General features: G+C 68.3%; 25 protein-coding genes and 5 tRNA genes. 23 read left to right on the plus strand and 7 right to left on the minus strand.

Features of this window, described 5'->3' with window-relative positions; genetic code table 11:
* Positions 1-38 precede the first annotated feature (38 nt).
* The 6 genes from ilvC (at position 39) to EDC82_RS04890 (ending at position 7,399) form a co-directional block, all read left to right on the plus strand.
* A complete protein-coding gene (gene ilvC, locus EDC82_RS04865; RefSeq protein WP_006945953.1) occupies positions 39-1,073 on the plus strand; it encodes a ketol-acid reductoisomerase in 1,035 nt (344 codons plus the stop codon).
* 204 nt (positions 1,074-1,277) lie between these two features.
* Complete coding sequence (ilvD, locus tag EDC82_RS04870; protein ID WP_074040772.1) at positions 1,278-3,119, plus strand: dihydroxy-acid dehydratase; 1,842 nt, start codon at positions 1,278-1,280, stop codon at positions 3,117-3,119.
* Between the two features lie 117 nt (positions 3,120-3,236).
* The gene (locus EDC82_RS04875) at positions 3,237-4,097 is read left to right on the plus strand and encodes an EamA family transporter (RefSeq protein WP_131940771.1); all 861 of its coding nucleotides are present in this window, start codon (positions 3,237-3,239) and stop codon (positions 4,095-4,097) included.
* A 77-nt stretch (positions 4,098-4,174) separates the two neighbouring features.
* Complete coding sequence (locus tag EDC82_RS04880; RefSeq protein WP_006945931.1) at positions 4,175-5,209, plus strand: 3-isopropylmalate dehydrogenase; 1,035 nt, start codon at positions 4,175-4,177, stop codon at positions 5,207-5,209.
* 170 nt (positions 5,210-5,379) lie between these two features.
* On the plus strand, positions 5,380-6,474 hold the full coding sequence (locus EDC82_RS04885; protein ID WP_006945941.1) for a branched-chain amino acid aminotransferase: 1,095 nt from the start codon (positions 5,380-5,382) through the stop codon (positions 6,472-6,474).
* A gap of 16 nt (positions 6,475-6,490) precedes the next feature.
* Complete coding sequence (locus EDC82_RS04890; protein WP_235006119.1) at positions 6,491-7,399, plus strand: HAD family hydrolase; 909 nt, start codon at positions 6,491-6,493, stop codon at positions 7,397-7,399.
* Between the two features lie 123 nt (positions 7,400-7,522).
* Here EDC82_RS04890 and EDC82_RS04895 read toward each other — a convergent pair whose 3' ends face one another.
* Entirely contained in the window at positions 7,523-8,419 is an 897-nt protein-coding gene (locus EDC82_RS04895) for a hypothetical protein (RefSeq protein WP_006946017.1), read from the minus strand.
* Between the two features lie 105 nt (positions 8,420-8,524).
* Between EDC82_RS04895 and EDC82_RS04900 the strand changes: the two genes are divergently transcribed.
* From EDC82_RS04900 to rdgB, 6 genes are all read left to right on the plus strand, one after another.
* Entirely contained in the window at positions 8,525-9,307 is a 783-nt protein-coding gene (locus EDC82_RS04900; RefSeq protein ID WP_006945908.1) for a fumarylacetoacetate hydrolase family protein, read from the plus strand.
* Between the two features lie 106 nt (positions 9,308-9,413).
* Positions 9,414-10,214 carry a glutamate racemase gene (gene murI, locus EDC82_RS04905; RefSeq protein ID WP_006945967.1) on the plus strand — a complete coding sequence of 267 codons (801 nt, stop codon included), beginning with the start codon at positions 9,414-9,416 and terminating at the stop codon, positions 10,212-10,214.
* Entirely contained in the window at positions 10,211-10,978 is a 768-nt protein-coding gene (locus EDC82_RS04910) for an MBL fold metallo-hydrolase (RefSeq protein WP_006945863.1), read from the plus strand. Before murI ends, EDC82_RS04910 begins: the two co-directional genes overlap by 4 nt.
* A gap of 216 nt (positions 10,979-11,194) precedes the next feature.
* The gene (locus tag EDC82_RS04915) at positions 11,195-12,226 is read left to right on the plus strand and encodes a S66 peptidase family protein (RefSeq protein ID WP_040014800.1); all 1,032 of its coding nucleotides are present in this window, start codon (positions 11,195-11,197) and stop codon (positions 12,224-12,226) included.
* Between the two features lie 227 nt (positions 12,227-12,453).
* Positions 12,454-13,221 carry a ribonuclease PH gene (gene rph / locus EDC82_RS04920; RefSeq protein WP_006945987.1) on the plus strand — a complete coding sequence of 256 codons (768 nt, stop codon included), beginning with the start codon at positions 12,454-12,456 and terminating at the stop codon, positions 13,219-13,221.
* Entirely contained in the window at positions 13,218-13,841 is a 624-nt protein-coding gene (gene rdgB / locus EDC82_RS04925; RefSeq protein WP_006946027.1) for an RdgB/HAM1 family non-canonical purine NTP pyrophosphatase, read from the plus strand. The genes rph and rdgB overlap by 4 nt, the downstream gene beginning before the upstream one ends.
* A gap of 12 nt (positions 13,842-13,853) precedes the next feature.
* Here the strand turns inward: rdgB and EDC82_RS04930 are convergent, their stop codons facing one another.
* Both EDC82_RS04930 and EDC82_RS04935 read right to left on the minus strand, forming a co-directional pair.
* The gene (locus tag EDC82_RS04930; protein ID WP_006945933.1) at positions 13,854-14,837 is read right to left on the minus strand and encodes a hypothetical protein; all 984 of its coding nucleotides are present in this window, start codon (positions 14,835-14,837) and stop codon (positions 13,854-13,856) included.
* Entirely contained in the window at positions 14,834-15,115 is a 282-nt protein-coding gene (locus EDC82_RS04935; protein WP_006945861.1) for a hypothetical protein, read from the minus strand. Before EDC82_RS04935 ends, EDC82_RS04930 begins: the two co-directional genes overlap by 4 nt.
* Positions 15,116-15,182: 67 nt before the next feature.
* On the opposite strand from EDC82_RS04935, the gene EDC82_RS04940 reads away from it, so the two are divergent.
* Positions 15,183-15,506, plus strand: coding sequence for a hypothetical protein (locus tag EDC82_RS04940; protein WP_006945929.1), 324 nt, complete (start codon positions 15,183-15,185; stop codon positions 15,504-15,506).
* A 232-nt stretch (positions 15,507-15,738) separates the two neighbouring features.
* Here EDC82_RS04940 and EDC82_RS04945 read toward each other — a convergent pair.
* Positions 15,739-15,819 (minus strand) — tRNA-Leu (locus EDC82_RS04945).
* 174 nt (positions 15,820-15,993) lie between these two features.
* Positions 15,994-16,464 (minus strand): thioredoxin-dependent thiol peroxidase, encoded by a 471-nt coding sequence (gene bcp, locus EDC82_RS04950; RefSeq protein ID WP_006945970.1) that lies wholly within the window; start codon positions 16,462-16,464, stop codon positions 15,994-15,996.
* 87 nt (positions 16,465-16,551) lie between these two features.
* Here bcp and EDC82_RS04955 point away from each other — a divergent pair, with 87 nt between their 5' ends.
* The 3 genes from EDC82_RS04955 to EDC82_RS14505 all read left to right on the plus strand — a co-directional run bounded on the left by EDC82_RS04955 (position 16,552) and on the right by EDC82_RS14505 (position 17,365).
* Positions 16,552-16,812 carry a DUF3618 domain-containing protein gene (locus tag EDC82_RS04955; protein ID WP_006946019.1) on the plus strand — a complete coding sequence of 87 codons (261 nt, stop codon included), beginning with the start codon at positions 16,552-16,554 and terminating at the stop codon, positions 16,810-16,812.
* A 153-nt stretch (positions 16,813-16,965) separates the two neighbouring features.
* Positions 16,966-17,041 (plus strand) — tRNA-Lys (locus tag EDC82_RS04960).
* Between the two features lie 174 nt (positions 17,042-17,215).
* Entirely contained in the window at positions 17,216-17,365 is a 150-nt protein-coding gene (locus EDC82_RS14505) for a hypothetical protein (protein WP_156444976.1), read from the plus strand.
* Positions 17,366-17,515: 150 nt separating this feature from the next.
* Here the strand turns inward: EDC82_RS14505 and EDC82_RS04965 are convergent.
* Positions 17,516-17,591: transfer RNA gene (locus EDC82_RS04965), tRNA-Lys, on the minus strand.
* 174 nt (positions 17,592-17,765) lie between these two features.
* Here EDC82_RS04965 and EDC82_RS04970 point away from each other — a divergent pair.
* The gene (locus tag EDC82_RS04970) at positions 17,766-19,358 is read left to right on the plus strand and encodes a YihY/virulence factor BrkB family protein (protein WP_083603953.1); all 1,593 of its coding nucleotides are present in this window, start codon (positions 17,766-17,768) and stop codon (positions 19,356-19,358) included.
* Positions 19,359-19,451: 93 nt separating this feature from the next.
* Here the strand turns inward: EDC82_RS04970 and EDC82_RS04975 are convergent, their stop codons facing one another.
* Positions 19,452-20,462, minus strand: coding sequence for an IS481 family transposase (locus tag EDC82_RS04975; protein ID WP_131940773.1), 1,011 nt, complete (start codon positions 20,460-20,462; stop codon positions 19,452-19,454).
* A 128-nt stretch (positions 20,463-20,590) separates the two neighbouring features.
* Between EDC82_RS04975 and orn the strand changes: the two genes are divergently transcribed.
* The 6 genes from orn (at position 20,591) to efeB (ending at position 25,219) form a co-directional block, all read left to right on the plus strand.
* Entirely contained in the window at positions 20,591-21,220 is a 630-nt protein-coding gene (gene orn / locus EDC82_RS04980) for an oligoribonuclease (RefSeq protein ID WP_074041093.1), read from the plus strand.
* Between the two features lie 88 nt (positions 21,221-21,308).
* Positions 21,309-21,384: transfer RNA gene (locus tag EDC82_RS04985), tRNA-His, on the plus strand.
* Positions 21,385-21,443: 59 nt separating this feature from the next.
* Positions 21,444-21,517, plus strand: a tRNA-Arg gene (locus tag EDC82_RS04990).
* A 276-nt stretch (positions 21,518-21,793) separates the two neighbouring features.
* Positions 21,794-22,663 carry an iron uptake transporter permease EfeU gene (gene efeU / locus EDC82_RS04995; RefSeq protein ID WP_131940775.1) on the plus strand — a complete coding sequence of 290 codons (870 nt, stop codon included), beginning with the start codon at positions 21,794-21,796 and terminating at the stop codon, positions 22,661-22,663.
* Entirely contained in the window at positions 22,660-23,838 is a 1,179-nt protein-coding gene (efeO, locus tag EDC82_RS05000) for an iron uptake system protein EfeO (protein WP_131940777.1), read from the plus strand. The genes efeU and efeO overlap by 4 nt, the downstream gene beginning before the upstream one ends.
* Before the next feature lie 109 nt (positions 23,839-23,947).
* On the plus strand, positions 23,948-25,219 hold the full coding sequence (gene efeB, locus EDC82_RS05005; RefSeq protein WP_186318467.1) for an iron uptake transporter deferrochelatase/peroxidase subunit: 1,272 nt from the start codon (positions 23,948-23,950) through the stop codon (positions 25,217-25,219).
* The last annotated feature ends 64 nt before the right edge of the window (positions 25,220-25,283 follow it).

A 25,283-nucleotide genomic window follows, 5' to 3' on the forward strand; every position in this document is an offset into this window, starting at 1 on the left:
CTTCGATGCGGCGGACGTGATGAAGAGGAGTTTCTCCCGTGGCTGACATGTTCTACGACGACGACGCCGACCTGTCGATCATCCAGGGCAAGAAGGTTGCCGTCATCGGCTATGGCTCGCAGGGCCACGCCCACGCGCTCAACCTGCGCGACTCGGGCGTCGACGTGCGCATCGGCCTCGCCGAGGGCAGCAAGTCGAAGCAGAAGGCCGAGAACGAGGGCCTCACGGTTCTCTCGGTCGCCGACGCGGTGAAGGAAGCCGACGTGGTCGTCATCCTCACGCCCGACCAGGTGCAGCGCACGGTCTACGCGAACGACATCAAGCCCAACCTCAAGCCCGGCACGACGCTGCTGTTCGGCCACGGCTTCAACATCCGCTTCGGCTACATCACGCCCGAGTCGGACGCCGACGTCGTCATGGTCGCGCCGAAGGGCCCCGGCCATCTCGTGCGTCGTGAGTACGTCGACGGTCGCGGCGTGCCCGTCATCGTCGCCGTCGAGCAGGACGCCTCGGGTTCGGCCTGGGATCTCGCGAAGGCGTACGCGAAGGCCATCGGCGGCCTGCGTGCCGGCGGCATCAAGACGACGTTCACCGAGGAGACCGAGACGGACCTGTTCGGTGAGCAGGCCGTCCTGTGCGGTGGCGCGAGCCAGCTCGTCATGTACGGCTTCGAGACGCTGACGGAGGCCGGCTACCAGCCGGAGGTCGCGTACTTCGAGTGCCTGCACGAACTGAAGCTCATCGTCGACCTCATGGTCGAAGGTGGCCTCGCGAAGCAGCGTTGGTCGATCTCCGACACGGCCGAGTTCGGCGACTACGTCTCGGGCCCGCGGGTCATCGACGAGCGCGTCAAGGAGAACATGAAGGCCGTTCTCACCGACATCCAGAACGGCAACTTCGCCAAGCGCTTCATCGACGACCAGGACGCTGGCGCGCCGGAGTTCAAGAAGCTGCGCGAGAAGGGCGCCTCGCACCCGATCGAGAAGACGGGCAAGGAACTGCGTGGCCTCATGTCGTGGCTGAAGGACTCGGACACGGATTCGGACTATGTCGAAGGTTCGGCTGGCCGCTGAGGATCGAGCGAGCGGCGGTAGGACCGGAACGTAGTGAGGATCCTGCCGGAGCGAGCGTTGACGAAGCGGCCGAAAGAAGATGGCCGTTGATCCTGAAGCCTTAGCCGCTGCTGAGCCGGGCCCGGACACCCTTCGAGGTGGCCGGGTTCGGTCATTCTCTGAACGCCTCTCGCACCGCTTGCTCGAAATTGGGAGACTGAACGCATGCCTGAACTTCGCTCACGCACGACGACTCACGGACGCAACATGGCGGGCGCGCGTGCCCTGTGGCGCGCGACCGGCATGGGGGAGGGCGACTTCGGTAAACCGATCGTCGCGATCGCGAACAGCTTCACGCAGTTCGTGCCGGGTCACGTCCACCTCAAGGACATGGGTCAGCTCGTCGCGGGCGCCATCGAGGAGGCCGGCGGCGTCGGGCGTGAGTTCAACACGATCGCCGTCGACGACGGCATCGCGATGGGTCACTCGGGCATGCTGTACTCGCTGCCGAGCCGCGAGGTGATCGCCGACTCCGTCGAGTACATGGTCAACGCGCATCAGGCCGACGCGCTCGTCTGCATCAGCAACTGCGACAAGATCACGCCGGGCATGCTGCTCGCCGCGCTGCGTCTCAACATCCCGACGGTGTTCGTCTCCGGCGGGCCGATGGAGGCGGGCAAGGCCGTCATCGGGGAGGACGGCACGGCTGAGACGCGTCTCGACCTCATCGACGCGATGATCAAGTCGGTCGACGACACGGTCTCCGACGAGGAGATCACGAAGATCGAGCAGAGCGCGTGCCCGACGTGCGGCTCGTGCTCGGGCATGTTCACGGCGAACTCGATGAACTGCCTGACGGAGGCGCTCGGTCTGTCGCTGCCGGGCAACGGTTCGACGCTGGCGACGGCCGCCGCGCGCAAGGAACTCTTCCTCGACGCGGGCCGACTCGTCGTCGACCTGTGCCGCACCTACTACGACGGCGACGACGACTCGGTGCTGCCGCGCGCGATCGCCGCGAAGCCGGCGTTCGAGAACGCGATGCGTCTCGACATCGCGATGGGTGGCTCGACGAACACGATCCTGCACCTGCTGGCCGCGGCGCAGGAGGCGGGTGTCGACTTCGACCAGGAGGACATCGACGAGCTCTCGCGCGTCACGCCGTGCCTCGTCAAGGTCGCGCCGAACAGCAACCAGTTCTACATGGAGGACGTGCATCGCGCCGGTGGCATCCCCGCCATCCTCGGTGAGCTGGATCGCGGTGGCATGCTCCACCGTGACGTCCGTTCGGTGCACAGCCCATCGCTCGAGCAGTGGCTCGCGGACTGGGACATCCGCTCGGGTTCCGCCACCGAGAAGGCCACCGAACTGTTCCACGCCGCGCCGGGCGGGGTGCGCACGACGGAGGCGTTCAGCTCGACGAACCGCTGGAAGAGCCTCGACATCGACCCGGAGAACGGCTGCATCCACTCCGTCGAGCACGCCTACACGAGCGAGGGTGGGCTCGCGGTGCTCAGCGGCAACCTCGCCCCCGACGGGTGCATCGTCAAGACGGCCGGCGTGCCCGAGCACCAGTGGAACTTCTCCGGCCCGGCCAAGGTGGCCGAGAGCCAGGAGCAGGCCGTCGAGATGATTCTCAAGGGCGAGATCGACGCCGGCGACGTCGTCGTCGTGCGTTACGAGGGCCCCAAGGGCGGCCCCGGCATGCAGGAGATGCTGTACCCGACGAGCTACCTCAAGGGCGTCGGGCTCGGCCCGAAGTGTGCCCTCATCACCGACGGTCGTTTCTCCGGGGGCTCCTCGGGTCTGTCCGTCGGGCACGTGTCGCCGGAGGCTGCGGCCGGTGGCGCCATCGGTCTCGTGAAGAACGGTGACGTCATCGAGTTCGACATCCCCAACCGTCGCGTCAACCTGCTCGTCGACGACGCCGAACTCGTGCGCCGTCGCGCCGAACAGGACGAGCGCGGCTGGGAGCCCGTCGACCGTCACCGCCCCGTCTCAGCGGCGCTCAAGATCTTCGCGCGCTTCGCGCAGAGCGCCGACAAGGGCGCCGCGCGCAAGGTGGACTGACCACTTCCCTCCCCGACGACGCCCGTCGCGCCGGACCGAACGGTTCGCCCCGGCGGGCGTCTTCGTCGTCTCCTCGCATGTTCGATCCGGCGCGGACCTGCGTGATGGAAGGACTTCATGAGCGCCACGAGCCTCGCTCTCGTGCTGACCGCAGCATTCCTGCACGCCGTGTGGAACATCGCCGCGAAACGCGTCGTGGGGGATGGATACGTCTTCGTCTGGTTCTACGACGTGCTGTCGGCGATCGTGTGGCTGCCGATCGCGTTGGCCGTCCTCGCCTCCCAGGGGTGGTCGCTGCTGTGGGCGCCGATCGTCTCCGGCGTCATCCACATCGCCTACCAGCTGTGGTTGCAGACCGGCTACGACCGGGCCGACCTCGGCGTCGTCTACCCCCTCGCGCGCGGCGTCGGACCGTTGCTGACGATGCTCGTCGCCGTCGTGTTCGGGGGCGAACGGCCCGGGCCGGCCGCGCTGCTCGGCGGGCTCGTCATCATCGCGGGCACCGTCGTCGTCGCGAGCGCGCGGGGTGGCGAGCGGCATCACAGCGTCGCGGACGGGTTGAAGTGGGGCGCGCTGACGGGCGCGGCGATCGCGGGGTACACGCTGTGGGACGACGTGAGCGTCACGCACCTGAGCCTCGACCCGGTCGTCTACTTCGCCCTCGGCACCGCGTGGCAGACGGTCCTGCTGACGCCCGGGCTCGAACGCTCGCGCCGCGCGGGCGCCGAGGTCGCCCCCATCTGTCGGCGCTGGTGGCGGGAGGCCGCCGTCATCGCCGTGCTGTCGCCGCTCGCGTACGTCCTCGTCCTCGTCGCGATGCAGTCGACGCCCGTGGCCCTCGTCGCACCGGCCCGGGAGAGCGGCATCGTCGTCGGTGCGCTGCTCGGGGCGTGGATGTTCAAGGAGAGCGGGGTGGCGCGCAAGCTCGTCGGCGCGCTCGTCGTACTCGCAGGGATTGCGTTGGTGGCGAGCGCCTGACGGTTGCGCCCTGCCGCGCGGTTCGTATCGCGAGACCAGCGTTTCGCATGGCAAGACGAGCAGCTAATCTGCGGGGCATGAGCAACATCGATCTCGCAGTCATCGCAGGCGACGGAATCGGCCCCGAGGTCGTCACCGAAGGCCTCAAGGTTCTCGACGCCGTGACCGACGGCGGGGTGAGCACGACGCAGTACGACCTCGGTGCCAAGCGTTGGCACGCGACGGGGGAGACGCTGCCCGACTCGGTGCTCGAGGAGATCCGCGGCCACGAGGCGATCCTGCTCGGGGCGATCGGTGACCCCAGCGCGCCGAGCGGCCTGCTGGAGCGCGAGCTGCTGCTGCGCATCCGGTTCGAGCTCGACCACTACATCAACCTGCGCCCCAGCAAGCTGATGCCGGGTGTCTCGACGCCGCTTCGTGAGGACATTGCGCGCGGTGGCATCGACTTCGTCGTCGTCCGTGAAGGCACCGAGGGCCCGTACACCGGCAACGGTGGTGCGCTGCGCGTCGGCACGCCGCACGAGATGGCAACCGAGGTGAGCGTCAACAGCCGCTTCGGCATCGAGCGCACCGTCCGCGACGCGTTCGAGCGCGCGAACAAGCGTGAGCGCAAGAAGCTGACGCTGCTGCACAAGCACAACGTGCTCTCGTACGCGGGCCACCTGTGGCGCCGCACCGTCGAGGAGGTCGGTGCCGAATACCCCGACGTCACGCACGACTACGCGCACATCGACGCGGCGATGATCTACCTCGTCACCGATCCCTCGCGCTTCGACGTCATCGTCACCGACAACCTGTTCGGCGACGTCGTCACCGACCTTGCCGCGGCCGTGACCGGCGGCATCGGGCTCGCCGCATCGGGCAACATCAACCCCGAAGGAAATGCGCCGAGCATGTTCGAGCCCGTGCACGGCTCGGCCCCCGACATCGCCGGCCAGGGCAAGGCCGACCCGACCGCGACGATCCTGTCGACCGCGCTGCTGCTCGAACACCTCGGGCGCGGCGACGAGGCACGCCGCGTCGAACAGGCCGTCGCCGAGGATCTCGCGTCACGCGGTGACGCCACCCGCTCGACGTCGCAGATCGGTGACGCGATCGGCGCCCGCCTCTGACATCTTCCCGATGCTGCCCGGGTTTCGCGGCGAGGGTGCCGCGAAACCCGGGCAACATCGTCGACGCTCCGCGCTCGCCCCGGACCCGATGACGCCCGCCGTGCTGCTTCGGCGTTAACCTGGGGCCACACAGTGACGCATCCCACTTTTGTGCCAACTTGGAGAAGACCATGGCCCTGACGTTCCCGATGACGCCGAACCCCGCCCCGCGCGCTGACGCGGAGCGCGCCGAGATCCTGAGCAACCCCGGTTTCGGGCAGAAGTTCAGCGACCACATGGTCGTCTCGATCTGGCGCGAGGGCTCCGGGTGGGGTGACGGCGAGGTCAAGGCGTACGGCCCGTTCCAGCTCGACCCGGCGGCGGCCGTCCTGCACTACGCGCAGGAGATCTTCGAGGGCATGAAGGCCTACCGTCACGAGGACGGCTCGGTCTGGACGTTCCGCCCCGAGAAGAACGCGGCGCGCTTCAACCGTTCGGCGAACCGTCTCGCGCTGCCGGAGATCGACGAGAACGACTTCGTCGAGTCGCTGAAGGCGCTCGTCAAGGCTGACGAGTCGTGGGTGCCCGCGTTCGATGCCGGCGAGGCGAGCCTCTACCTGCGCCCGTTCATGTTCGCGTCCGAGGCGTTCCTCGGGGTGCGTCCGAGCCGCGAGGTGACCTACTGCGTCATCGCCTCGCCCGCGGGTGCGTACTTCAAGGGCGGCGTGAAGCCGGTGTCGCTGTGGCTGTCGCGCGACTACTCGCGTGCCGGCGTCGGTGGCACGGGCGCCGCCAAGTGCGGCGGCAACTACGCGAGCTCGCTCGCCGCACAGATCGAGGCGAACGAGCGCGGCTGCGACCAGAGCGTCTTCCTCGACTCGGTCGAGGGCAAGTACGTCGAGGAGCTCGGCGGCATGAACGTCTTCTTCGTGACCAAGGACGGTGAGCTCGTCACGCCGCAGCTCACCGGCACGATCCTCGAGGGCGTCACGCGCGACTCGATCCTCGAACTCGCGAAGGACCTGGGCCTCACGCCCGTCGAACGTCGCGTGACGATCGAGGAGTGGATCGAGGGCTGCAACGACGGCACGATCAGCGAGATCTTCGCGTGTGGCACGGCCGCCGTCGTCACGCCCGTGGGGCGTCTCGTGTGGACGGACGGTGAGGTGACGTCCGGACCCGAGGGCGAGGCCGGCCCGTACGCGACGAAGATCCGCGAGGCACTCCTCGCGATCCAGAAGGGCACCGCGGAGGACACGCGCGGCTGGATGACGCGCCTCGTCTGACCGCGGGCCACGTCCCATGACATCTGCTGGCCTCGACGGCCCGGCATCCCGCGCGACGGGTGCCGGGCCGATGCCGCGTCTCGTCGCGAGTGACCTCGACGGCACGCTGCTCGACGCCGACGGACGCGTCAGCGAGCGCACCCGCGCGGTGTGGTCGGGGCTCGGTGCGCGCGGCATCGAGACGATCGTCGTCACCGCGCGGCCACCGCGCTGGCTCGATCACCTCGCGGAACTCGTGGGTGCTGCCGGATCGCCGGAGTCGACAGCCGACGATGTCGGCGCCCACACCCTGGCGATCTGCGCGAACGGGGCGTTCGTCTACGACCTCGCGACACGGCGCGTCATCGAGGCCGACGGATTCACCGCGGATGAGGCACTCGCCGTCGTCGAGCATCTGCGGCGACGCTTCCCGGATGCGGGAGCTGCCGTCGAGACCGATCGTGGCATGTTCCGAAGCGCCGCCTACCCGGACGCCCACGCCGGCATGCCGGCGCACGACGCCGGCGTCCGCGACTGTGAGCTGACCGCGCTGCCGCCCGACGTCGTCGTCGGCAAGATTCTGCTGCGCGACGAGGCGTGGCGCGGCGATGCGTTCGTCGAGGCGTTGACGGAGTGCCTCGGTGGGCGTGGAGTGCTGGCATACTCAGGAGCGGCAGGGCTTGCCGAGATCAGCGCCCCGGGCGTGACGAAAGCGGCCCGCCTCGAGGCCTGGTGCGGGGAGCGGGGCATCGACGCGAACGACGCGTGGGCCTTCGGCGACATGCCCAACGACATCCCGATGCTGACATGGGCCGGGCGCGGCGTCGCTGTCGAGAACGCTCACGACGAGGTGCTCGCGATCGCCGACGACACCTGTGGCCCCCACGATGCCGACGGCGTCGCCCGCTACCTCGAACGCCGCCTCACCCTCGATTCCCACCCCTGATCCTCAGCGGCTAATCCTGTTCACGTCGGCGAATCTCGTCCCCCTCTGCGACTTACGTTCACATTCGCGATTCATCGACCAGGCTGAGAACGGTTCCAGAAGTGGACGTAAGTCGCAGATGTGTCAGGGCGCGGGGGCGGCACGGTCCAGCACGTCGAGCAGGCGTCGTCGCAACTCCTGCGAACTCCCGGCGAACTCGCGCTGACGACGAACGTACTCGGCGCGGCCGCGCGGCGTCTCGACGGGGACGATGCCGTAGCCGAGGCCGCGCACGTCGTAGGGGCTGGCCTCCATGTCGAGCGTGCGGATCTCCTTGGCGAGTTCGAACGCGTTGAGCACGAGGTCACTCGGGACGAGAGGCGCGAGTTTGTGCGCCCACTTGTAGACATCCATCCCTGCGTGCAGGCACGCAGGCTGTTCGAACTCGACCTGACGCTCGCGCGTCGGGCGCTCGCGATTCAGTTCGACGGCGTCGGGCGTGAAGAAGCGGTACGCGTCGAAATGCGTGCAGCGGATGTCGGCGGCCTCGACGACGTCGTCCGTCGCGGCCTGGCTCAGGCGCAGCGGCAACTGCTCGTGGCGCTGCTCGCCCGGCGCGAGCTTGTAGACCATCGCCCACTCGTGCATCCCGAAGCACCCCAGGTGCGGTGCGCGCGCGAGCGTCGCGGTGAGCAGCGACCTGACGAACGCGATCGTACGGTCGCGTGCCTCGACGAACGCCTCGAGGTCGAGGACGTCGGCATCTCCCACGGCCGTCGTGATGCGGCGGGTGGACCGGTCGTCGGTGATGGGCGTGCGACCGCGCTCGTCGACGAGCAACGCGACGCCTGCGCCCGGGTGCCAGCGCCGCAGCTTGCCGGGGGAGTAGGAGTAGTAGACGAAGAGGAAATCCTCGACGGGATGCTTGCGGTGCTCCTTACGACGTCCGAGATGCGGTTCGACGTGCGGGGCCACGCGTGCCTCGTGGGCGGCGACCGCCTCGCGCCACTGCGCCGGCGTCATCACCTCGACCTGCTCCATCACCCGTCGATCCTAGAACTCGACCCACGGCGCTGCGATCCACAGCCTGCTGCCGCACCGCACCGCCCCGTCAGCGGACCGGCGACGACGAAATAGGATGGACACATGCGTATCGCGAGGTTCACGACGGGTGATGACCCGATGTTCGGTCTGGTCGACGGGGCGGGCGAGAAGATCGCCGAGATCACGGGCGACCCGCTCTACACGAAGATCGAGCTGACGGGTGCCGTCCACCAGGTCGACGACGTGCGTCTGCTCGCGCCCGTCATCCCGCGCTCCAAGATCGTCGCCATCGGCAAGAACTACGCCGAGCACGCGCGTGAGATGGGCGGCGAGGCGCCGAAGGAACCGCTCATGTTCCTCATCCCGAACACCGCCGTCGTCGGCCCGAACGACCCCGTCGTCATGCCGTCGATCAGCGAGCGCGTCGACTTCGAGGGCGAACTCGCCGTCGTCATCGGGCGCATGTGCAAGAAGGTGAGCGTCGAGGAGGCGAAGAAGGTCGTCTTCGGTTACACGATCGCGAACGATGTCACCGCCCGCGACCTTCAGAAGAGTGACGGCCAGTGGTCGCGCGCCAAGGGCTTCGACACGTTCTGCCCGCTCGGGCCGTGGATCGAGACCGAGCTCGACCCGTCCGCCACGCGCGTGACGACGCGCGTCGACGGCGAGGTGATGCAGGACGGGCCGACGTCCGACATGATCCACGACGTCGCGCAGCTCATCTCGCACGCGTCGCAGGCGTTCACGCTGCTGCCGGGTGACGTCCTCCTCACCGGCACCCCCGAGGGCGTCGGCCAGGTGCGGGCGGGGCAGCGCGTCGAGGTCGAGATCCCCGAGATCGGCGTACTCGCCAACACCTACGTCGCTGACGAGGACGACGCCTGACGGCGCCCATTCCGGGCGGCCGAAGCGATGCGATATGGGCAGCCTCACACCTCCTCAGGTCGCAACCGGTGAGTAGCACCACACGTCACGACTTACCCTGAAAAGCGTGACTGACGCACCGATCGGCATCTTCGACTCCGGCTACGGCGGTTTGACCGTGGCGCGCGCCGTGCTCGACCAGCTGCCGCACGAGAAGATCATCTACCTCGGCGACACCGCCCGCGCGCCCTACGGCCCGCGACCCATCGCCGAGGTGCGGCAGTACGCCATCGAATGCCTGGATTCACTCGTCGAACAGGGCGTCAAGGCCCTCGTCATCGCGTGCAACTCGGCGTCCGCAGCAGTCCTGCACGACGCGCGCGAGCGCTACGACGTGCCCGTCGTCGAGGTCATCCGCCCGGCGACGCGCCGTGCCGCCGCGGCGACGCGCAACAACCGCGTCGGCGTCATCTCGACGGAGGCGACGCACCAGAGTGGTGCCTACACCGACAGCTTCGCCGCCGCGCCGCAGGTCAAGATCTCGAGCGTCCCGTGCCCGCGGTTCGTGGAGTTCGTCGAGGCCGGCATCACCTCCGGCCCGGAGCTGCTGACGGTCGCGCACAAGTACCTCGACGGCCTCGTCGACGAAGGCGTCGACACGCTCATCCTCGGCTGCACGCACTACCCGCTGCTGACCGGTGTCATCAGCTACGTCGTGGGCTCGACGGTGACACTCGTGTCGTCGGCGGAGGAGACGGCGAAGGACGTCTACCGCGTGCTCGCCGACATCGGTCAGCTGCGCGATCCCGAGCTCGGCCCGACGCAGCACCAGTGGATGACGACGGGCGACCCGGCCGCGTTCGAGACCCTCGCGCGGCGCTTCCTCGGCCCCGAGGTGACCGCGGTGACGCGTGAGGCGGCGCTGTGAAACTGACCATCATCGGTTGCTCAGGCTCCTACCCGGGCCCTGAATCGCCCGCCTCCTGCTACCTCGTCGAGGCGGAGGCCGACGGCAGGCGCACCTCGGTGCTGCTCGACTTCGGCAACGGCTCGCTCGGCGCGCTGCAGCGCTACCGCGAGGTCGACGAGATCGACGCCGTCGTCATCAGCCACCTGCATCCGGACCACTGCCTCGATCTGTGCAGCTATTACGTCGTGCGCAACTACGACCCGCTCGGTCGTTTCGACGCCAAGTTGCCGGTGCACGCACCCGCGGGCGCACGCGAGCGCCTGACGCGCGCCTACGCCGTCGACAAGCCCGAAGACCTGGGCACAGCCTTTGACTTCGTCGACCTCGTCGACCGTCAGACGTTCGAGATCGGCCCGCTGCGCATCACGCCGCACCTCGTCAACCACCCCGTCGAGGCGTACGGGCTCCGCGTCGAGGCCGACGGCGCCGTGCTCGCGTACACGGGTGACACGGACGCCTGCCCGGCACTCGTCGAGCTCGAGCGGGACGCCGACCTCGTCCTCACCGACTCGGCCTTCGTCGACGGTCGCGACGACGAGATGTGCGGCGTCCACCTCAGCGGCTCGCGCGCCGCGCAGACGGCCAAGGACGCGGGGGCGAAGCGGCTCATGCTCACCCACATCCCGACGTGGACGCCCGTCGAGGACTGCCTGCGGGATGCTCGCACCGTGTGGGAGGGCGACGTCGAGGTCGCCGTCGCCGGGGAGGCCTACGAGCTCTGACGCGCGCCGCGCGCCGTCGACGGGCGGCGTGCCGTCGCACCAGGATGGCGGATGACTCACAGGTGGGGGTTTGCTGCATGCCTACCTGTGGGTTACGCGCCATCCTCGGGTGGCGCAGTGTCGCGCCGGCAGAACGACATCGGCTGACGGGGGCGCGCACCGGGGGCGGAGCAAATGCGCCCGCGCCTGCTCACGGTCGAATGCCAGGATGACGGCATGTCGACCGAGATTCGCTACCCCCGCCCGCTGCGTCCCGGTGACACGGTTGCCGTGACCGCCCCGTCGGCGCCGGTTCGACCCGAACACGAGGCACGGCTGACTTTCGTCACTGACTGGCTGCGTGGCCGCGGTTTCGAGGTGGTCCTCGGCGAGTGCCTGATCGGTGACGGCATCACGAGCGGCCCCGCGCGTGCACGGGCCGATGAGTTCAACGCGTTCGTCCGCGACCAGGCGGTGCGCGCCGTCGTCCCGCCGTGGGGCGGGGAGCTGGCCATCGACCTCGTCGACCTGCTCGACCACGACGCGCTGCGCGCGGACCCTACCTGGGTCGTCGGGTGGAGCGACATCTCGACGCTGCTGCTCCCGCTGACGCTGCGCTCCGGCGTCGCGACGATGCATGGCCAGAACCTCATGGACGCGCCGTACGGGCTGCCGCATGGCACCACGCACTGGCTCGACGCCGCCACGATGCCGGCCAGGGCGTCCTTCGTCCAGGAGGACCCGCGCGTGCGTCGGCGCGGTGGGTTCGACGACTGGGAGCGTCACCCCTGCGCCGACCGCATGGATCTGAGCGAGCCGACGACGTGGCGTGTGCTCGCGGGGGAGCCGCGCGTCGACGTCTCCGGACGGCTCATCGGCGGGCGCCTCGACGTCGTGTGCCATCTCGCGGGCACCCCGTACGGCGACGTGCGCCACTTCGCTCGCGACCACGAGGATGACGGCGTCATCGTCTACCTCGAGAACTGCGAGGCACCCTCGCTCGATGCTGCGCGCATGCTCCACGGGCTGCGCCTCGCCGGGTGGTTCGAGGGGGCATCAGCGGTGCTCATCGGCCGGACCGGTGCGCCCGAACGAGCAGGTCTGACGCAGGACGACGCGATTCTCGATGCGCTGGGGAGCCTCGACGTGCCGATCGTCGCCGACGTCGACTTCGGTCACGTGCCACCCGGCAACGTCCTCGTCAACGGATCCCTCGCGCACGTCGTCGTCGACGGGGAACGCCACGAGATTCGTCAGACCTTCGTGTGATGCCCGGCGAGCCCGGTGCCGGCACTCACTAGCCGACGTTCACCTGGCGCTCCTAACGTGTCAGCCCCCAACAGGATGGCGGGTAACTCACGCCTCGGCGGAAAACATCTCGCCGACGCGTGAGTTACCCGCCATCGTCGGGTCCACGGCCGTCAGGCGACCGCGAGCGGCATCTCCAGGCTGCGGTGCCGCTCAGCAACCCTCGCCGCGCTCGATAGGCTGACGCCATGACTGACGCAGCCACGCCCACCCCCCGCCACGACGGCCGCACCCCCGATCAGTTGCGCGAGGTGCGCATCACCCGCAACTGGCTCGATCACGCCGAGGGCAGCTGCCTCGTCGAGTTCGGTCGCACGCGCGTGCTGTGCGCTGCGTCGTTCACCGAGGGCGTGCCGCGCTGGCTCAAGGGCCAGGGCACCGGCTGGGTGACGAGCGAGTACGAGATGCTGCCGCGCTCGACGAACACCCGCAGCGACCGCGAGGCGCGCAAGGGCAAGGTCGGTGGCCGTACCCACGAGATCAGCCGCCTCATCGGGCGTAGCCTGCGCGCCGTCATCGACACGAAGGCGCTGGGGGAGAACACGATCGTCATCGACTGCGACGTCCTGCAGGCCGACGGCGGCACGCGCACCGCGTCGATCACCGGCGCCTACGTAGCGCTCGCGGATGCCATCGCCGACGCTCAGGCGCGCGGTCTCATCGCCAAGAAGGCGAAGCCTCTGACGGATTCGGTCGCCGCGATCAGCGTCGGCATCGTCGCCGGTCAGCCGGTGCTCGACCTCGACTACCCCGAGGACTCGACGGCGGAGACCGACATGAACGTCGTCATGACGGGTTCGGGCGGCATCGTCGAGGTGCAGGGCACCGCCGAGGGTGCGCCGTTCAGCCGTGACGAGCTCAACGCCCTGCTCGACCTCGCCGCCGACGGCATCGCCGACCTGACGACGAAGCAGCGCGACGCTCTCGCCGCCGACGCTCGCGAGCGCCTGCAGTGAGCGACGCTCGCCCCGCCGAGGCACGTACCCGCGTCGTGCTCGCCACCCGCAACGCCGGCAAGATCGCGGATTTCCAGCACCTGCTCGACGCAGCGCAGCTGCCCATCGACGTCGTGAGCGTCGGCGAGTTCGCCGACCTGGCCGACACCGTCGAGACGGGTGTGACGTTCGAGGAGAACGCGCGCCTCAAGGCCGATGACGTTGCGCGCGCGACAGGTCTGCCGGCGCTCGCCGACGACTCGGGGCTTGCCGTCGACGTCCTCGGTGGCTGTCCGGGCGTGTTCTCGGCACGCTGGTCGGGCACGCATGGCGCGGATCAGGCGAACATCGACCTGCTGCTCGCCCAGACCGGCGACGTGCCCGCCGACAAGCTCACCGCGCGCTTCATGTGCTGCGTGGCGCTCGCAGTTCCCGACGAGTCGACGCAGGTGGAGTTCGGCCATGTCGAAGGGCGCCTGACGCGCCATCAGCGCGGTACGAACGGGTTCGGCTACGACCCGATCTTCGAACTGCCCGACGGCCGGACCATGGCCGAACTCACCGCGGACGAGAAGGCTGCCATCAGCCATCGCGGGCGAGCTTTCCGCGCGATCCTGCCGCAGGTGGCGGCGCTCGTCTGAGGCTCGGCGAAGCTATTTCGCCGAGGTCGATGCCGTCGCCGACGTCGATGAAACCGACGCGGATCCTGACCGCGCACCAGATGGCGCTGCCTTCCACGGCAGCTGTACGGTCGTGCTCGTGAAGACCGCATCCTGACCCAGTTCTCCCGTGGCCTGAGCGACGTCGAGCCCCCACGTCGTCGGGCGCTTGACGTTCGAGCAGATGATCGTGAACAGCCGTTGCTGTGTCGGCGTCTTCACACCCGGGCGATGTTCGGGCGACAAGGCCGTCGTGCACTCAGGGAACTCATTCGTGTCCTGGGCCTCAGCGACGGCGAGCGTGAGTGCGGCATATTCGGTGGCCCACGCCGTCACCGTCACGTTCTCGCCCTGGTAGTGGGCGGACACGACCTGCGTGTCGACGGGCTGGTCGGCCTGGATCGGCGCGTCCGGATCTGTCTGCGGACTGCCCTGGGCCTTGGCATCGCCGAGCGCGAAGATCGCCGAGGTCGCGCCCGTGTGCGTGGCGTCGCCCCAGAGGCCGGAGATGGCAGGACGCTTCAGCGCGCCGGTGACGTGGCACGTCAGGGTCACGAGGTGGGTGACGTTCTTCAGGGCACCCTTGATCGGTGCAGACAGGGGTTTCTCCGAGGTCTTGCTGCACTGGGGATCAGCGTCACCTCCTTGGATGAGCTGCCCACCGCCCGCGGCTCGCGTGTCCTGAAGAACGAAGTCGGCCTCGGGCGCAGTCGCGAGCGTCAGGGCGTACGAGCCCCGGGTGTAGGTCGCCGAACGAACCCAGATCTGTGTCGGGACGAATTCGGGCGCATCGGTCGAACCTTCGGCGGGGACATCCGGATCCGTCGGGCCCGTGCCCTCGGGCAGATCGATGGTGGGGACGACGGAGGGCCGCGTCATGCGACTCGACGACGGGGACGCCGGGGTGATGGCCTGCGCGGAGCAGCCGGTGAGCGCGAGGAGCGTCGCGACCGCGATCGCGCGACGGGCGCGCTTCACGGCGTCGTGCCGACAGCCAGGGGGGTGGCGACGCTGGCTCCCGAGCCGCCGCCCGCGACGCGCACGATGAGGAGCGTCGCAGCATTCTGCTCGCCCGGGCAGTGCAGCGAGTACGTCGTCAGCATGCCCTGGACGCCCTTGGTTCCCGCAGTGCAGACGCCCCCCGCCGATGCTGACGGTGACATGCCGTTGGCGCCCGGGGAGGTCGGGGCCAGAAAGAACGTGGCGCCGGGGCGCGTCGTGACGACCGCGTCGTACGCACCGTTGGCGTACGTCACGGAGGTGATCTCGACTCTGAACGCGCCGGACGACGACGGCGCCGGGCTGGTCGGGTAGGGGACCGTCGTGCTCGAGGCGCCGGCGCTCGTTGCGCTCGAGGATGCGCCGTTCGTGCCGCTGGCACTCGATGACGGCGCTGCCGACGACGACCCGCTCGCAGGAGCCGAGGCGGTGGACGATGGGGGCGTGGACGCGGCCGACACTGAGGCCGACGTCGACGCTGATGACGAGGCGTCACCGCTCGTCGACGATCCGCCCGAGCACCCGACGAGGGTGGTGAGGGCGCAGAGTGAGACTGCAGCCGTGATGGTGTGTCGCATGGCTTCCTCCGACGACGGGTGCGCCGGCCGGGACGAGCTGGGGCGTTCGTGCTCGGCTGGGGCGTCGTGACGTGCTGGGCTCACAGTAGAGCCGCCGCGACGTCAGGGGAGGGCGTTTTCGGTTGCGAATCGGTCTCGGTTGCCCGCGAGGTGAGGGAGCGGGCCAACCTGGGCGGGTCTTGGATCCGGGCGATGGCCGCTCGCCTGCCGAGTGGGGCCCGTCAACTCGAGCCCACCCGAGCACCGCACTCGACATGCGACGAGGACGGCCCCGCGTCTGCGAGTGCCGCCCTCGTCCTCGGTGCGCCTGGGGAGACTTGAACTCCCACGTCTAAGACACCAGAACCTAAATCTGGCGCGTCTGCCAATTCCGCCACAGGCGCAGCGCCGACGATCCTACGTCACGTCGTCCGAGCCCATGCCGACGCCGACGCTTGCACAGGATGGCAGGTAACTCACGAGGAGGCGAGTCGTGACGGGCTTACACGTGAGTTGTCCGCCATCCTGCGTGGGGCAGAACCGCGGCGGGGCCGCGCCCACCCTGCGTCAGGGCGCGCTCAGGCTTCGAACTTCAGGGCCTTCTTCAGTGACGCGACGTGTCCGGTGGCCTTGACGTTGTAGCGCGCGAGCTCGATGACGCCGTTCTCGTCGATGACGAACGTCGAACGGATGACGCCGACGACGGGCTTTCCGTACAGCTTCTTCTCGCCGTAGGCGCCGTACGCCTCGAGCGTCGTCTTCGACTCGTCCGACAGCAGCGGGTACGTCAGCTGCTCCTTCTCGACGAACGTCGCGAGCTTGGCGGGCGCGTCGGGGCTGATGCCGATGACCTCGTAGCCCGCGGCCTGCAGCGGTGCGAGCGAGTCGCGGAAGTCGCAGGCCTCCGTGGTGCATCCTGGCGTCATCGCGGCGGGGTAGAAGAAGATGATGAGTTTGCGGCCGGCGTAGTCGCCAAGGCAGATCTGGGTGCCGGCGTCACTCGTCAGCGTGAAGTCGGGGGCGCGTGTACCAGCTTCGAGGCGTGCCATGGGTGAAGTCCTCCTGAGCGAATCCGTCTGGTGCGTTAACCTTTGAGTCAAGATCCTAGTTTTCCGCATGTGGCAAGGAGACCCACCATGGCACCCAAGACGGCCAAGCAGATCGAAGCTGAGCTCGCCGCGTCGCGTTCGCGCCTCGCCGGCACGATCGACGAGCTCGCGTTCCGCGCGCAGCCGAAGGAGATCGCCAAGCGTCAGACCGAGAGCGCTCGCCTCGCGCTGACCGACGCGACCCGCACTGCTGACGGCGACCTGCGCTCCGACCGTGTCGCGATGGGTCTCGGCGGCCTCGGTGGGCTGCTCGTGCTCGTCGGCCTCGCGAAGCGCCTTCGCTCCTGACACTGGGCGCTCCACGGCGCCTCCCGACGTGGCCCGTTCGTCCCGCGACGAGCGGGCCACGCGTGTTTCTCCGAGCCGTCGCGTCGGGGGAGGCGCAGGCGCTGACACGAATTTGGCCTCGCACCTGCGGTTCATGTAGTGTTTCTCCTCGTTGCGCCAATAGCTCAATTGGCAGAGCAGCTGACTCTTAATCAGCGGGTTCGGGGTTCGAGTCCCTGTTGGCGCACCACTCCGGAGAAGGTCCACCGTTCACGGTGGGCCTTCTCGCATGCTCGGGTTCGAGTGCCCCGGCTCGTGAGGCGCCTGTGCCGGGTCGGGCATCACCCGCAAGGTGATGGCGGCCCGGGGCGCCCCGTGAAAGGGTTGAGGCGACAGTGAACGCCGTCAACGCAGGGAGGCAACCATGCCCGGTGAGAACGACAAGAACGCCACGTCCGCGAACGAGGAGAACACGACGCGAGACGAGCAGAGCGACGCCGAGAAGGAGATGGGGGTGCCGGCCCACGAGCTGAACTCGCAGGCGGACGTCATCTCCACCGACGACGCCGACTGAGCGTTCCCGTCGCCGATGATCGTCGAACCGACCTGGCGCGACGTCGTGACGCGGTCAAGGCGCACGACGAAGGGCCGGTGCACACGTGTTCACCGGCCCTTCGACACCGCGGCGACGACGTATAACGACGTTCTGCTGCAACGGCTTTTCTGGTGCGCCAACAGGGACTCGAACCCCGAACCCGCTGATTAAGAGTCAGCTGCTCTGCCAATTGAGCTATTGGCGCAACGAGAAAAAACTATAGACGACAGCGGCACTTCGGGCCAACTTCGAGCCGCGCCTCGCGTGCGGCGCAACACGATACGCCTCCGACGCGCCCAGCGGGGGATGGGACGCGGCGCGATCGGGGCGATAGATTCGAGACAGAACAGTTCTGACCACAACACACCGGAGACGACTCATGACGAGCCTTCCTGAAGCCGGAGTGGAGCGCCCGTACGGCGATCCGCCGAAGCTCGACGCCAAACCCGACTACAAGGTCGCGTTCAAGCGCGCTGCGGCCAAGTTCTCGCAGGACCAGTGCACCGACTTGGCAGCGTCGCTCACCTACTACTCGGTGCAGGCGATGTTCCCCGCCATCATTGCGGCGGTCTCGACGATCGGGCTGTTCGGCAACGGGCAGAAGACGACGGACAGCGTCATCGAAGCCATCGCGGAGATCGTCGGCAAGAACAAGGACGACATCCCCGAGGGGTTCACGACCTTCATCAACAACTTGCAGGGCGGCGGCGCCGGCCTCGCCTTCATCCTCGGCATCCTGGTGTCGCTGTGGTCGGCGTCGGGCTACGTCAACGCCTTCTCACGCATGAGCAACCGTATCTACGACGTTGCCGAGGGCCGCCCCGTCTTCAAGCTGCGGCTGTGGCTCTACTTCGTCACGATCGTGGCGTTCGTCCTAGCGATCCTCGCCGCGTTCTCGCTCGTCGTCTCGGGTGGCATCGCGGAGCAGATCTTCGACTCCGTCGGTCTCGGCACGCAGGCTGCGACGGTGTGGGACTGGGCGAAGGTGCCGTTCGTCATCGTCGTCGTCATCTTCATCATCTCGCTGCTGTTCTGGGGTACGCCGAACGTGAAGCGTCCCTTCAAGCAGGCGATGTTCAACCCGGGCGCCGTCCTCGCGTTCGTGATCTGGGCGATCGGGACGATCGCCTTCGCCTGGTACGTGTCCAACATGGGCAACTACGGCAAGACGTACGGCCCGATGGCGACGCCGATCATCCTGCTGCTGTGGCTGTGGATCACGAACCTCGCCATGCTCTTCGGTGCGGAGTTCGACTCCGAGACGTTGCGCACGCGCCAGTTGAAGACCGGCTACCCGGCCGAAGAGCTCATCCTCCTGCCCGTGCGTGACGAGAAGGGCATCGACAAGAAGGCAGAGAAGTACGACGCGCTCGTCGAGCAGGTCCACGCCCTGCGCCTGTCGTCCGGCGTGCCGGACGAGGCCGTCCGCACGATGCTGCCCGAGGCTCCCAAGGAGCGTTCCGACGAGCGCACGATGGCCGCTCAGGCCGGCTCGAGCGAGAAGCGTCCGACGCGTCCGCAGTCGAAGACGCAGGAAGCGGCTCCGGCGCTCGCCGCGGCCACGAAGGACGAGGCCCCCGACCTCGCGGACGGCTCCGGCGCCTCACGCGCGGACGGCGTGACGCGTCGTCGCGCCACGGACGACGCCGCGGAGCGCGAGGCGGCGGAGATCGCCGAGGCGCGCGAGGTGCGTCGCCGTCGTGCGCTCGCCGAGAGCCGCCACAAGCGTGAGGAGCGGGAGCGTCGTGACGCGCAGCGTCACAAGGTCGAGGCCGAGCAGAAGAAGGCGGAGGCCGAGCGCGCGAAGCAGCACAAGAAGGCCGAGGCCGAGCGTCCGCTCGAGGAGAAGTGGGCCGAGGTCGAGAATGCCCGCAACCGCTACGAGCACCCGAACACGCGCGAGTACCGCGCCGTGACGGCGGAGCGCGAGGAGCGCCGTCGCCGTTGGTTCTCGAACACGACGGCGAACTGAGCACCTGCTCAGCGCGATTCGCCGCATGACGTTGCCGCCCCACTCCGCCGAACGCGGGGTGGGGCGGCATCGTCATGGCGGGCGCGAGGCTCGCTAGGTGTGATGACCAGCCAGGTTGTCCAACCGGGTGATGGGCGCGACTCTGCCGATGGCTGAGTGGGGCCGGTGGTGGTTGTACTGGTGGATCCATGGTGCCAGCGCCGCGAGCCGGGCGTCTTCGCTGTCGTAGAACTTCGCGAAGGCCCACCCGTCGGCCAGGGTGCGGTGGAAGCGTTCGATCTTGCCGTTCGTCTGTGGACGGTACGGGCGGGTGCGCTTGTGCACGATGCCAAGTTCGGCGCAGGTGTCACGCCAGTGGTGGCTCTTGTACGCTGAGCCGTTGTCACTCAGCACGCGTTGGACGCTGACGCCGCGCGCAGCGAACCATGCGACAGCGTTGCGCAGCACGGCCGCTGCGGTTTCTTTCTTCTCATCGTCGTGGGCTTCGACGTACGCGACGCGGGAGTGGTCGTCGATGACGGTGTGCAGGTAGCACGTTCCCAGGCGGGGTGCGTGGGTGCTGTTACGGGTGGCGTGGCCGGCTTTGACTGTGGCGATGCGGTTCTGCTCGCCTTGGGCGCGTCCGACGTAGCGGTGGCCGCCGCCGTCGGGCACGCGCCCGAGTTTCTTCACGTCGACGTGGATGAGATCGCCGGGGCGCCCGTGTTCGTAGCGGCGTACTCGTTCGCCGGTGGCGCGGTCGATGTGGGTGAGCCTATTGAGGTGGCAGCGTGTCAGGACGGCGTGCACGGTTGAGGCGGGCAGGCCCAGTTTCGCGCCGATTTCGATGGGTCCGAGGCGTTGACGCAGCCGGGTCTTGACGATCTTGCGGACCACGTGTGGTGGCGTCTTGTTCGGTTGGTGGTGGGGGCGGCTGGAACGATCCAGGAGACCGTCGGCGCCTTCAGCTTCGTAGCGGCGGGCCCATTTCGCGGCGGTCTTCCAGGACACGTCGTAGCGTTCTGCTGCGCGGGCGATGGGCCATTCGTCGTCGATGATGAGGCGGGCCAGGCGTAGGCGGGCGCGGACTGTGAGCGCGGCGTTCGAGTGGGTAGCGTGGGCCATGAAGACCTCCCGGTGCGTGGTGTGGGACCTAGACAGCTCCACTGCACAGCGAGAGGTCTTCGCTTGTCACCCGTTCAGATCAACGAGTCGCAATGACTCGACCAACGTGCCTGGTCATCACAGCTAGGATGTTCGCCGTGACTGACAACGACCGCGCCCACACCGACCGCATCGTCTGGATCGACTGCGAGATGACGGGCCTCGAACTGGAGAACGACGCCCTCATCGAAGTAGCCGCGCTCGTCACCGACTTCGAGCTGAACCAGCTGGGCGACGGCGTCGACGTCGTCATCAAGCCCGAGCCGGCAGCCCTCGAGCAGATGGGTGACTTCGTGCGCGACATGCACACCAGGTCCGGGCTGCTCCGCGAGCTTGATGAAGGGGTCAGCATGGAGGAAGCGCAGGCGCTCGTGCTCGAGTACGTCATGCAGCATGCGCCCGAGGCCGGGAAGGCGCCGCTCGGTGGCAACACGGTCTCGACCGACCGCGGCTTCCTCGAGCGCGACATGCCGCAGCTCGCGGGGCACCTGCACTACCGCACGATCGACGTGTCGTCGATCAAGGAACTTTCGCGGCGTTGGTACCCCCGCGCCTACTTCAACGCGCCCGCCAAGCACGGCGGCCACCGCGCCCTCGCCGACATCCGCGAGTCGATCGCGGAGCTGCGTTACTACCGCGAGGCCGTCTTCGTGCCCGCTCCCGGCCCGACGTCGAACGAGGCGCAGGTCATCGCCAAGCGCTACGAGGTTGGCCCCTGACGCCGGACGCGCCCCTGATTGGGCGCGGCGGCCCTATTTCGGGTATATTCGTCCGCGCTGCCTGACACGGTGACGTGGACGGCGCATGGTGGGTATAGCTCAGCAGGTAGAGCACCTGGTTGTGGTCCAGGATGTCGCGGGTTCAAGTCCCGTTACTCACCCCAAGCAAGTGGCCCCCAGAGCGATCTGGGGGTTTTCTTGTTTACCCGCTCTCGGCGGGTGAGTCCCTGTAGCTCAGCTGGATAGAGCAAGAGCCTTCTAATCTCTAGGTCGCGAGTTCGAATCTCGCCGGGGGCACCGAAGCGGCTCGACCGCGGCGTGCGTTGCGCTGCTGTGCTCAGGTGACGCTGCATCGCCGCGCGCGGATGCCAGGCCCATGACTCGCTCATGACGCCCCTGCTCCGCGTGCTGAGCCGCCCGCCTCCGCCACATCGGGGTCGTGGGCCCCGCATCACCTCCTCGCGACGCGAATCACGTCACATCACCATGCCCTCATACCACCCCAATGCACTCTCAGGCTCCTCCATGCTTTAGGTTTGCCTTACCTAAACGTTTGGCTGTGAGGAGTGCGTGGTGTTCGGCAACTATCTGGTCGGGCTTCGAGAGGGGCTGGAGGCGTCGCTCGTCGTCGTCATCCTCGTGGCCTACCTGGTGAAGTCGGGTCGGCGCCACCTGCTCGGGCGCATCTGGCTCGGCGTCGCCGCCGCCATCGCGATCTCCCTCGCCTTCGGCGCCGCCCTCACGTACGGCCCCCGCGGCCTGACGTTCGAGGCCCAGGAGGCGATCGGTGGCACGCTGTCCATCGTCGCCGTCGGCTTCGTCACCTGGATGATCTTCTGGATGGCACGCTCCGCCCGCAGCCTGTCGGGCGATCTGAAGAGCCACGTCGACCGCGCCGCGGACGCCTCGCGCGCCTCCCTCGTCGTCGTGGCGATGCTCGCCGTCGGCCGTGAGGGCCTCGAGACCGCCCTGTTCCTGTGGGCAGCCACGCAGGCTGCGAGCTCGGGGGAGGGCTCGTCGAGCGCGCCGCTCATCGGCGCCGGGCTCGGCCTGTTGACGGCCGTCGTCATCGCCTGCCTCCTCTACCGCGGTGCGCTGTCGCTCAACCTGTCGAAGTTCTTCACCTGGACCGGCGGCTTCCTCATCTTCGTCGCGGCCGGCGTCCTCGCGTACGGCGTGCACGACCTGCAGGAGAGCGGTGTGCTGCCGGGCCTCAACTCCCTCGCGTTCGACGTCAGCGCACAGATCCCGCCGTCGTCGTGGATCGGCACGCTGCTCAAGGGGACGTTCAACTTCTCACCGGCGACGACGTGGTTCGAGCTCGCCGTCTGGGTTGCCTACATCGCGATCGTCCTGCCGATGTTCATCGTGCGCGTGCGCGCACCCCACCCCCCGAAGGCCTCGGGCTCCGCCGTGGCCACGAAGCAGAAGGCAACAGCATGATTCTCCCCACCCGCACCGCACGGGCATTCGCGTTCACCAGCATCGCCGGCTTGGCGCTCACCGGGTGCACGAGCAACTCGAAGGATTCCAAGGGCGACGGCAAGCTGACGGTCTCCTCCACGGCGAGCGAGTGCAAGGTCTCGGCCTCGGAGGCGCCCTCGGGCACCCTGTCGTTCAGCGTCAAGAACGACGGCGACAAGGTCACCGAGTTCTACCTGCTCGGTTCGGACCGCCTCCGCATCGTCGGCGAGGTCGAGAACATCGCACCGGGCCTGACGCGTGAACTCGTCGTCAAGGCCGCGCCGGGCACGTACTACACGGCCTGCAAGCCGGGCATGGTCGGCAAGGGCATCCAGTCGAAGTTCACCGTCACCGACTCGGGCGCCGACCTCACACCGACGGGGGCCGACAAGGCGCTCGTCGACGAGGCCGACAAGCAGTACCAGGCCTACGTCAAGGATCAGGCGACGCAGCTGAGCGCGCAGACGACGACGTTCGTCAACCTCTACAAGAGCGGCAAGGACGCCGAGGCGCGCGCCCTGTACGCGAAGGCGCGCCTGCACTGGGAGCGCGTCGAGCCCGTCGCCGAGTCGTTCGGTGACCTCGACCCCAAGATGGACCTGCGCGAGGCCGACCTCGAGAAGGGCCAGGAGTGGACCGGCTGGCACCGGATCGAGAAGGATCTGTGGCCGCCGAAGTCGGGCTACACCGCGATGAGCAAGACCGAGCGCAACAAGATCGCCGACCAGCTCCTCAGCGATACCAAGACGTTCGAGACGCGCACCAAGACGACGACGTTCACCGCCGACAAGATCGCCAACGGCGCGAAGTCCCTCATGGACGAGGTCGCCACGGGCAAGGTCACCGGCGAGGAGGAGATCTGGTCGCACACCGACCTCTACGACTTCCAGGGAAACGTCGACGGCGCACGCATCGCGTGGGAGAACCTGCGTCCGCTGCTCAAGAAGAAGGACGCGAAGCTCGACACGTCGATCGCGACGAAGTTCGCGGCGCTGCAGAAGCTGCTCGACAAGCACCGCGTCTCCGGTTCCGGGGACGACGCCGTCTTCGAGAGCTACGACAAGCTGTCGAAGGCCGAGGTCAAGGAACTCTCCGACGCGGTCAACGCGCTCAGCGAACCGCTGTCGAAGCTGACGGCGACCGTCACGTCCTGACACCGGCGTCGAGGCGCCCTACCCTGGGTGGGGCGCTTCGACGGTGGTTGTCACGACGATCGCAGCGACCGGATCCGCGTCAGGGCGGATCGACACGACGTGCAGAAGGATGGGTGAAGTGACGCAGCTGTCGCGCCGCGGGATGTTCGGTGTCGCAGGAGGCGGCGCAGCCGCAGGGCTGGCCGGATTCGCCGGGGGGTGGGGTGCCTCTCAGGCTTCCGCGAACCCGGCTCCCGACGCCTCGGCGCGCACCTACCCGTTCTTCGGCGCCCACCAGAGCGGCATCGTCACCCCGGCACAGGACCGGCTCTACTTCGCCGCGTTCGACGTCACCGCGAGCACCCGAGACGACCTCGAGACGCTCCTACGCGCCTGGAGTTCCGCCGCCGAACGCATGATGCGCGGGCTGCCGGCGTCGGACGAGGTGACGTCCTACGACGCCCCCCCGGCCGACACGGGTGAGGCCGACGGGCTCGGCGCGGCCGGCCTGACGATCACGTTCGGTTTCGGCCCCACCTTGTTCCGCACGAGCGACGGCAAGGATCGTTTCGGCCTGGCGAAGAAGCAGCCGAAGGAACTGCGCGAGCTGCCGCACTTCCCGGCCGACAAGCTCGACCCGCATCGAAGCGGCGGTGACCTCTGCGTCCAGGCCTGCGCCGACGACCCGCAGATCGCCGTCCACGCCATCCGCAACCTCACCCGCATCGCCTTCGGCCTCGCCGCGCTGCGCTGGGCGCAGCTCGGCTTCGGGCGCACCAGCTCGACGTCGACGGCGCAGGCGACGCCGCGCAACCTGTTCGGGTTCAAGGACGGCACGGCCAACATCAAGGCCGAGTCGCAGGACGTCGTCGACGAGCACGTGTGGGTCTCGAAGGGCGACGACGCCGCAGCCGACTGGATGGCCGGCGGCTCGTATCTCGTGGCGCGCCGCATCACGATGCACCTCGAGACGTGGGATCGCACCAGCCTGCGCGAGCAGGAGACCCTCATCGGCCGCGACCGCGTCGAAGGAGCGCCGTTGTCGGGCGGCAAGGAGTTCGACGAACCGCGCTTCGACGTCACCGGCCGCGAGAACAAGCCCCTCATCGCCAAGAACTCGCACGTCTTCCTCGCCCACCCGAAGAACAACAAGGGCGTCCAGATGCTGCGGCGCGGCTACAACTTCACCGACGGCAACGATGCGCTCGGTCGCCTCGACGCGGGTCTGTTCTTCCTCGCGTACGTGCGCCGCCCGTCGACGCAGTACATCCCGATGCAGATGCGCATGTCCCGCGAGGATGCCCTCATGGAATACCTGCAGCACACCGGATCCGGGCTGTTCGCCATTCCGCCGGGCGCGCGCGACGGTTCCTACGTCGGGCAGACGCTGCTCGAGGGCTGACGGCGCGGCGACGCTCGAAGCGCTACGACGCTCAAAGGCGACGACGCTCGGAGGTGTAGGAGCG

Source organism: Dermacoccus sp. SAI-028 (genome assembly GCF_004346775.1).
GTDB classification, from domain to species: domain Bacteria; phylum Actinomycetota; class Actinomycetes; order Actinomycetales; family Dermatophilaceae; genus Dermacoccus; species Dermacoccus nishinomiyaensis.

Bases quoted from the DNA above. Each gene is read 5' to 3' on its own strand.
- ilvD (WP_074040772.1), top strand. From the start codon at position 1,278: ATGCCTGAACTTCGCTCACGCACGACGACTCACGGACGCAACATGGCG.
- EDC82_RS04875 (WP_131940771.1), top strand. From the start codon at position 3,237: ATGAGCGCCACGAGCCTCGCTCTCGTGCTGACCGCAGCATTCCTGCAC.
- EDC82_RS04880 (WP_006945931.1), top strand. From the start codon at position 4,175: ATGAGCAACATCGATCTCGCAGTCATCGCAGGCGACGGAATCGGCCCC.
- EDC82_RS04885 (WP_006945941.1), top strand. From the start codon at position 5,380: ATGGCCCTGACGTTCCCGATGACGCCGAACCCCGCCCCGCGCGCTGAC.
- EDC82_RS04890 (WP_235006119.1), top strand. From the start codon at position 6,491: ATGACATCTGCTGGCCTCGACGGCCCGGCATCCCGCGCGACGGGTGCC.
- EDC82_RS04895 (WP_006946017.1), bottom strand. From the start codon at position 8,419: ATGGAGCAGGTCGAGGTGATGACGCCGGCGCAGTGGCGCGAGGCGGTC.
- EDC82_RS04900 (WP_006945908.1), top strand. From the start codon at position 8,525: ATGCGTATCGCGAGGTTCACGACGGGTGATGACCCGATGTTCGGTCTG.
- EDC82_RS04915 (WP_040014800.1), top strand. From the start codon at position 11,195: ATGTCGACCGAGATTCGCTACCCCCGCCCGCTGCGTCCCGGTGACACG.
- rph (WP_006945987.1), top strand. From the start codon at position 12,454: ATGACTGACGCAGCCACGCCCACCCCCCGCCACGACGGCCGCACCCCC.
- bcp (WP_006945970.1), bottom strand. From the start codon at position 16,464: ATGGCACGCCTCGAAGCTGGTACACGCGCCCCCGACTTCACGCTGACG.
- EDC82_RS04955 (WP_006946019.1), top strand. From the start codon at position 16,552: ATGGCACCCAAGACGGCCAAGCAGATCGAAGCTGAGCTCGCCGCGTCG.
- EDC82_RS14505 (WP_156444976.1), top strand. From the start codon at position 17,216: ATGCCCGGTGAGAACGACAAGAACGCCACGTCCGCGAACGAGGAGAAC.
- EDC82_RS04970 (WP_083603953.1), top strand. From the start codon at position 17,766: ATGACGAGCCTTCCTGAAGCCGGAGTGGAGCGCCCGTACGGCGATCCG.
- EDC82_RS04975 (WP_131940773.1), bottom strand. From the start codon at position 20,462: ATGGCCCACGCTACCCACTCGAACGCCGCGCTCACAGTCCGCGCCCGC.
- orn (WP_074041093.1), top strand. From the start codon at position 20,591: ATGTTCGCCGTGACTGACAACGACCGCGCCCACACCGACCGCATCGTC.
- efeO (WP_131940777.1), top strand. From the start codon at position 22,660: ATGATTCTCCCCACCCGCACCGCACGGGCATTCGCGTTCACCAGCATC.
- efeB (WP_186318467.1), top strand. From the start codon at position 23,948: ATGGGTGAAGTGACGCAGCTGTCGCGCCGCGGGATGTTCGGTGTCGCA.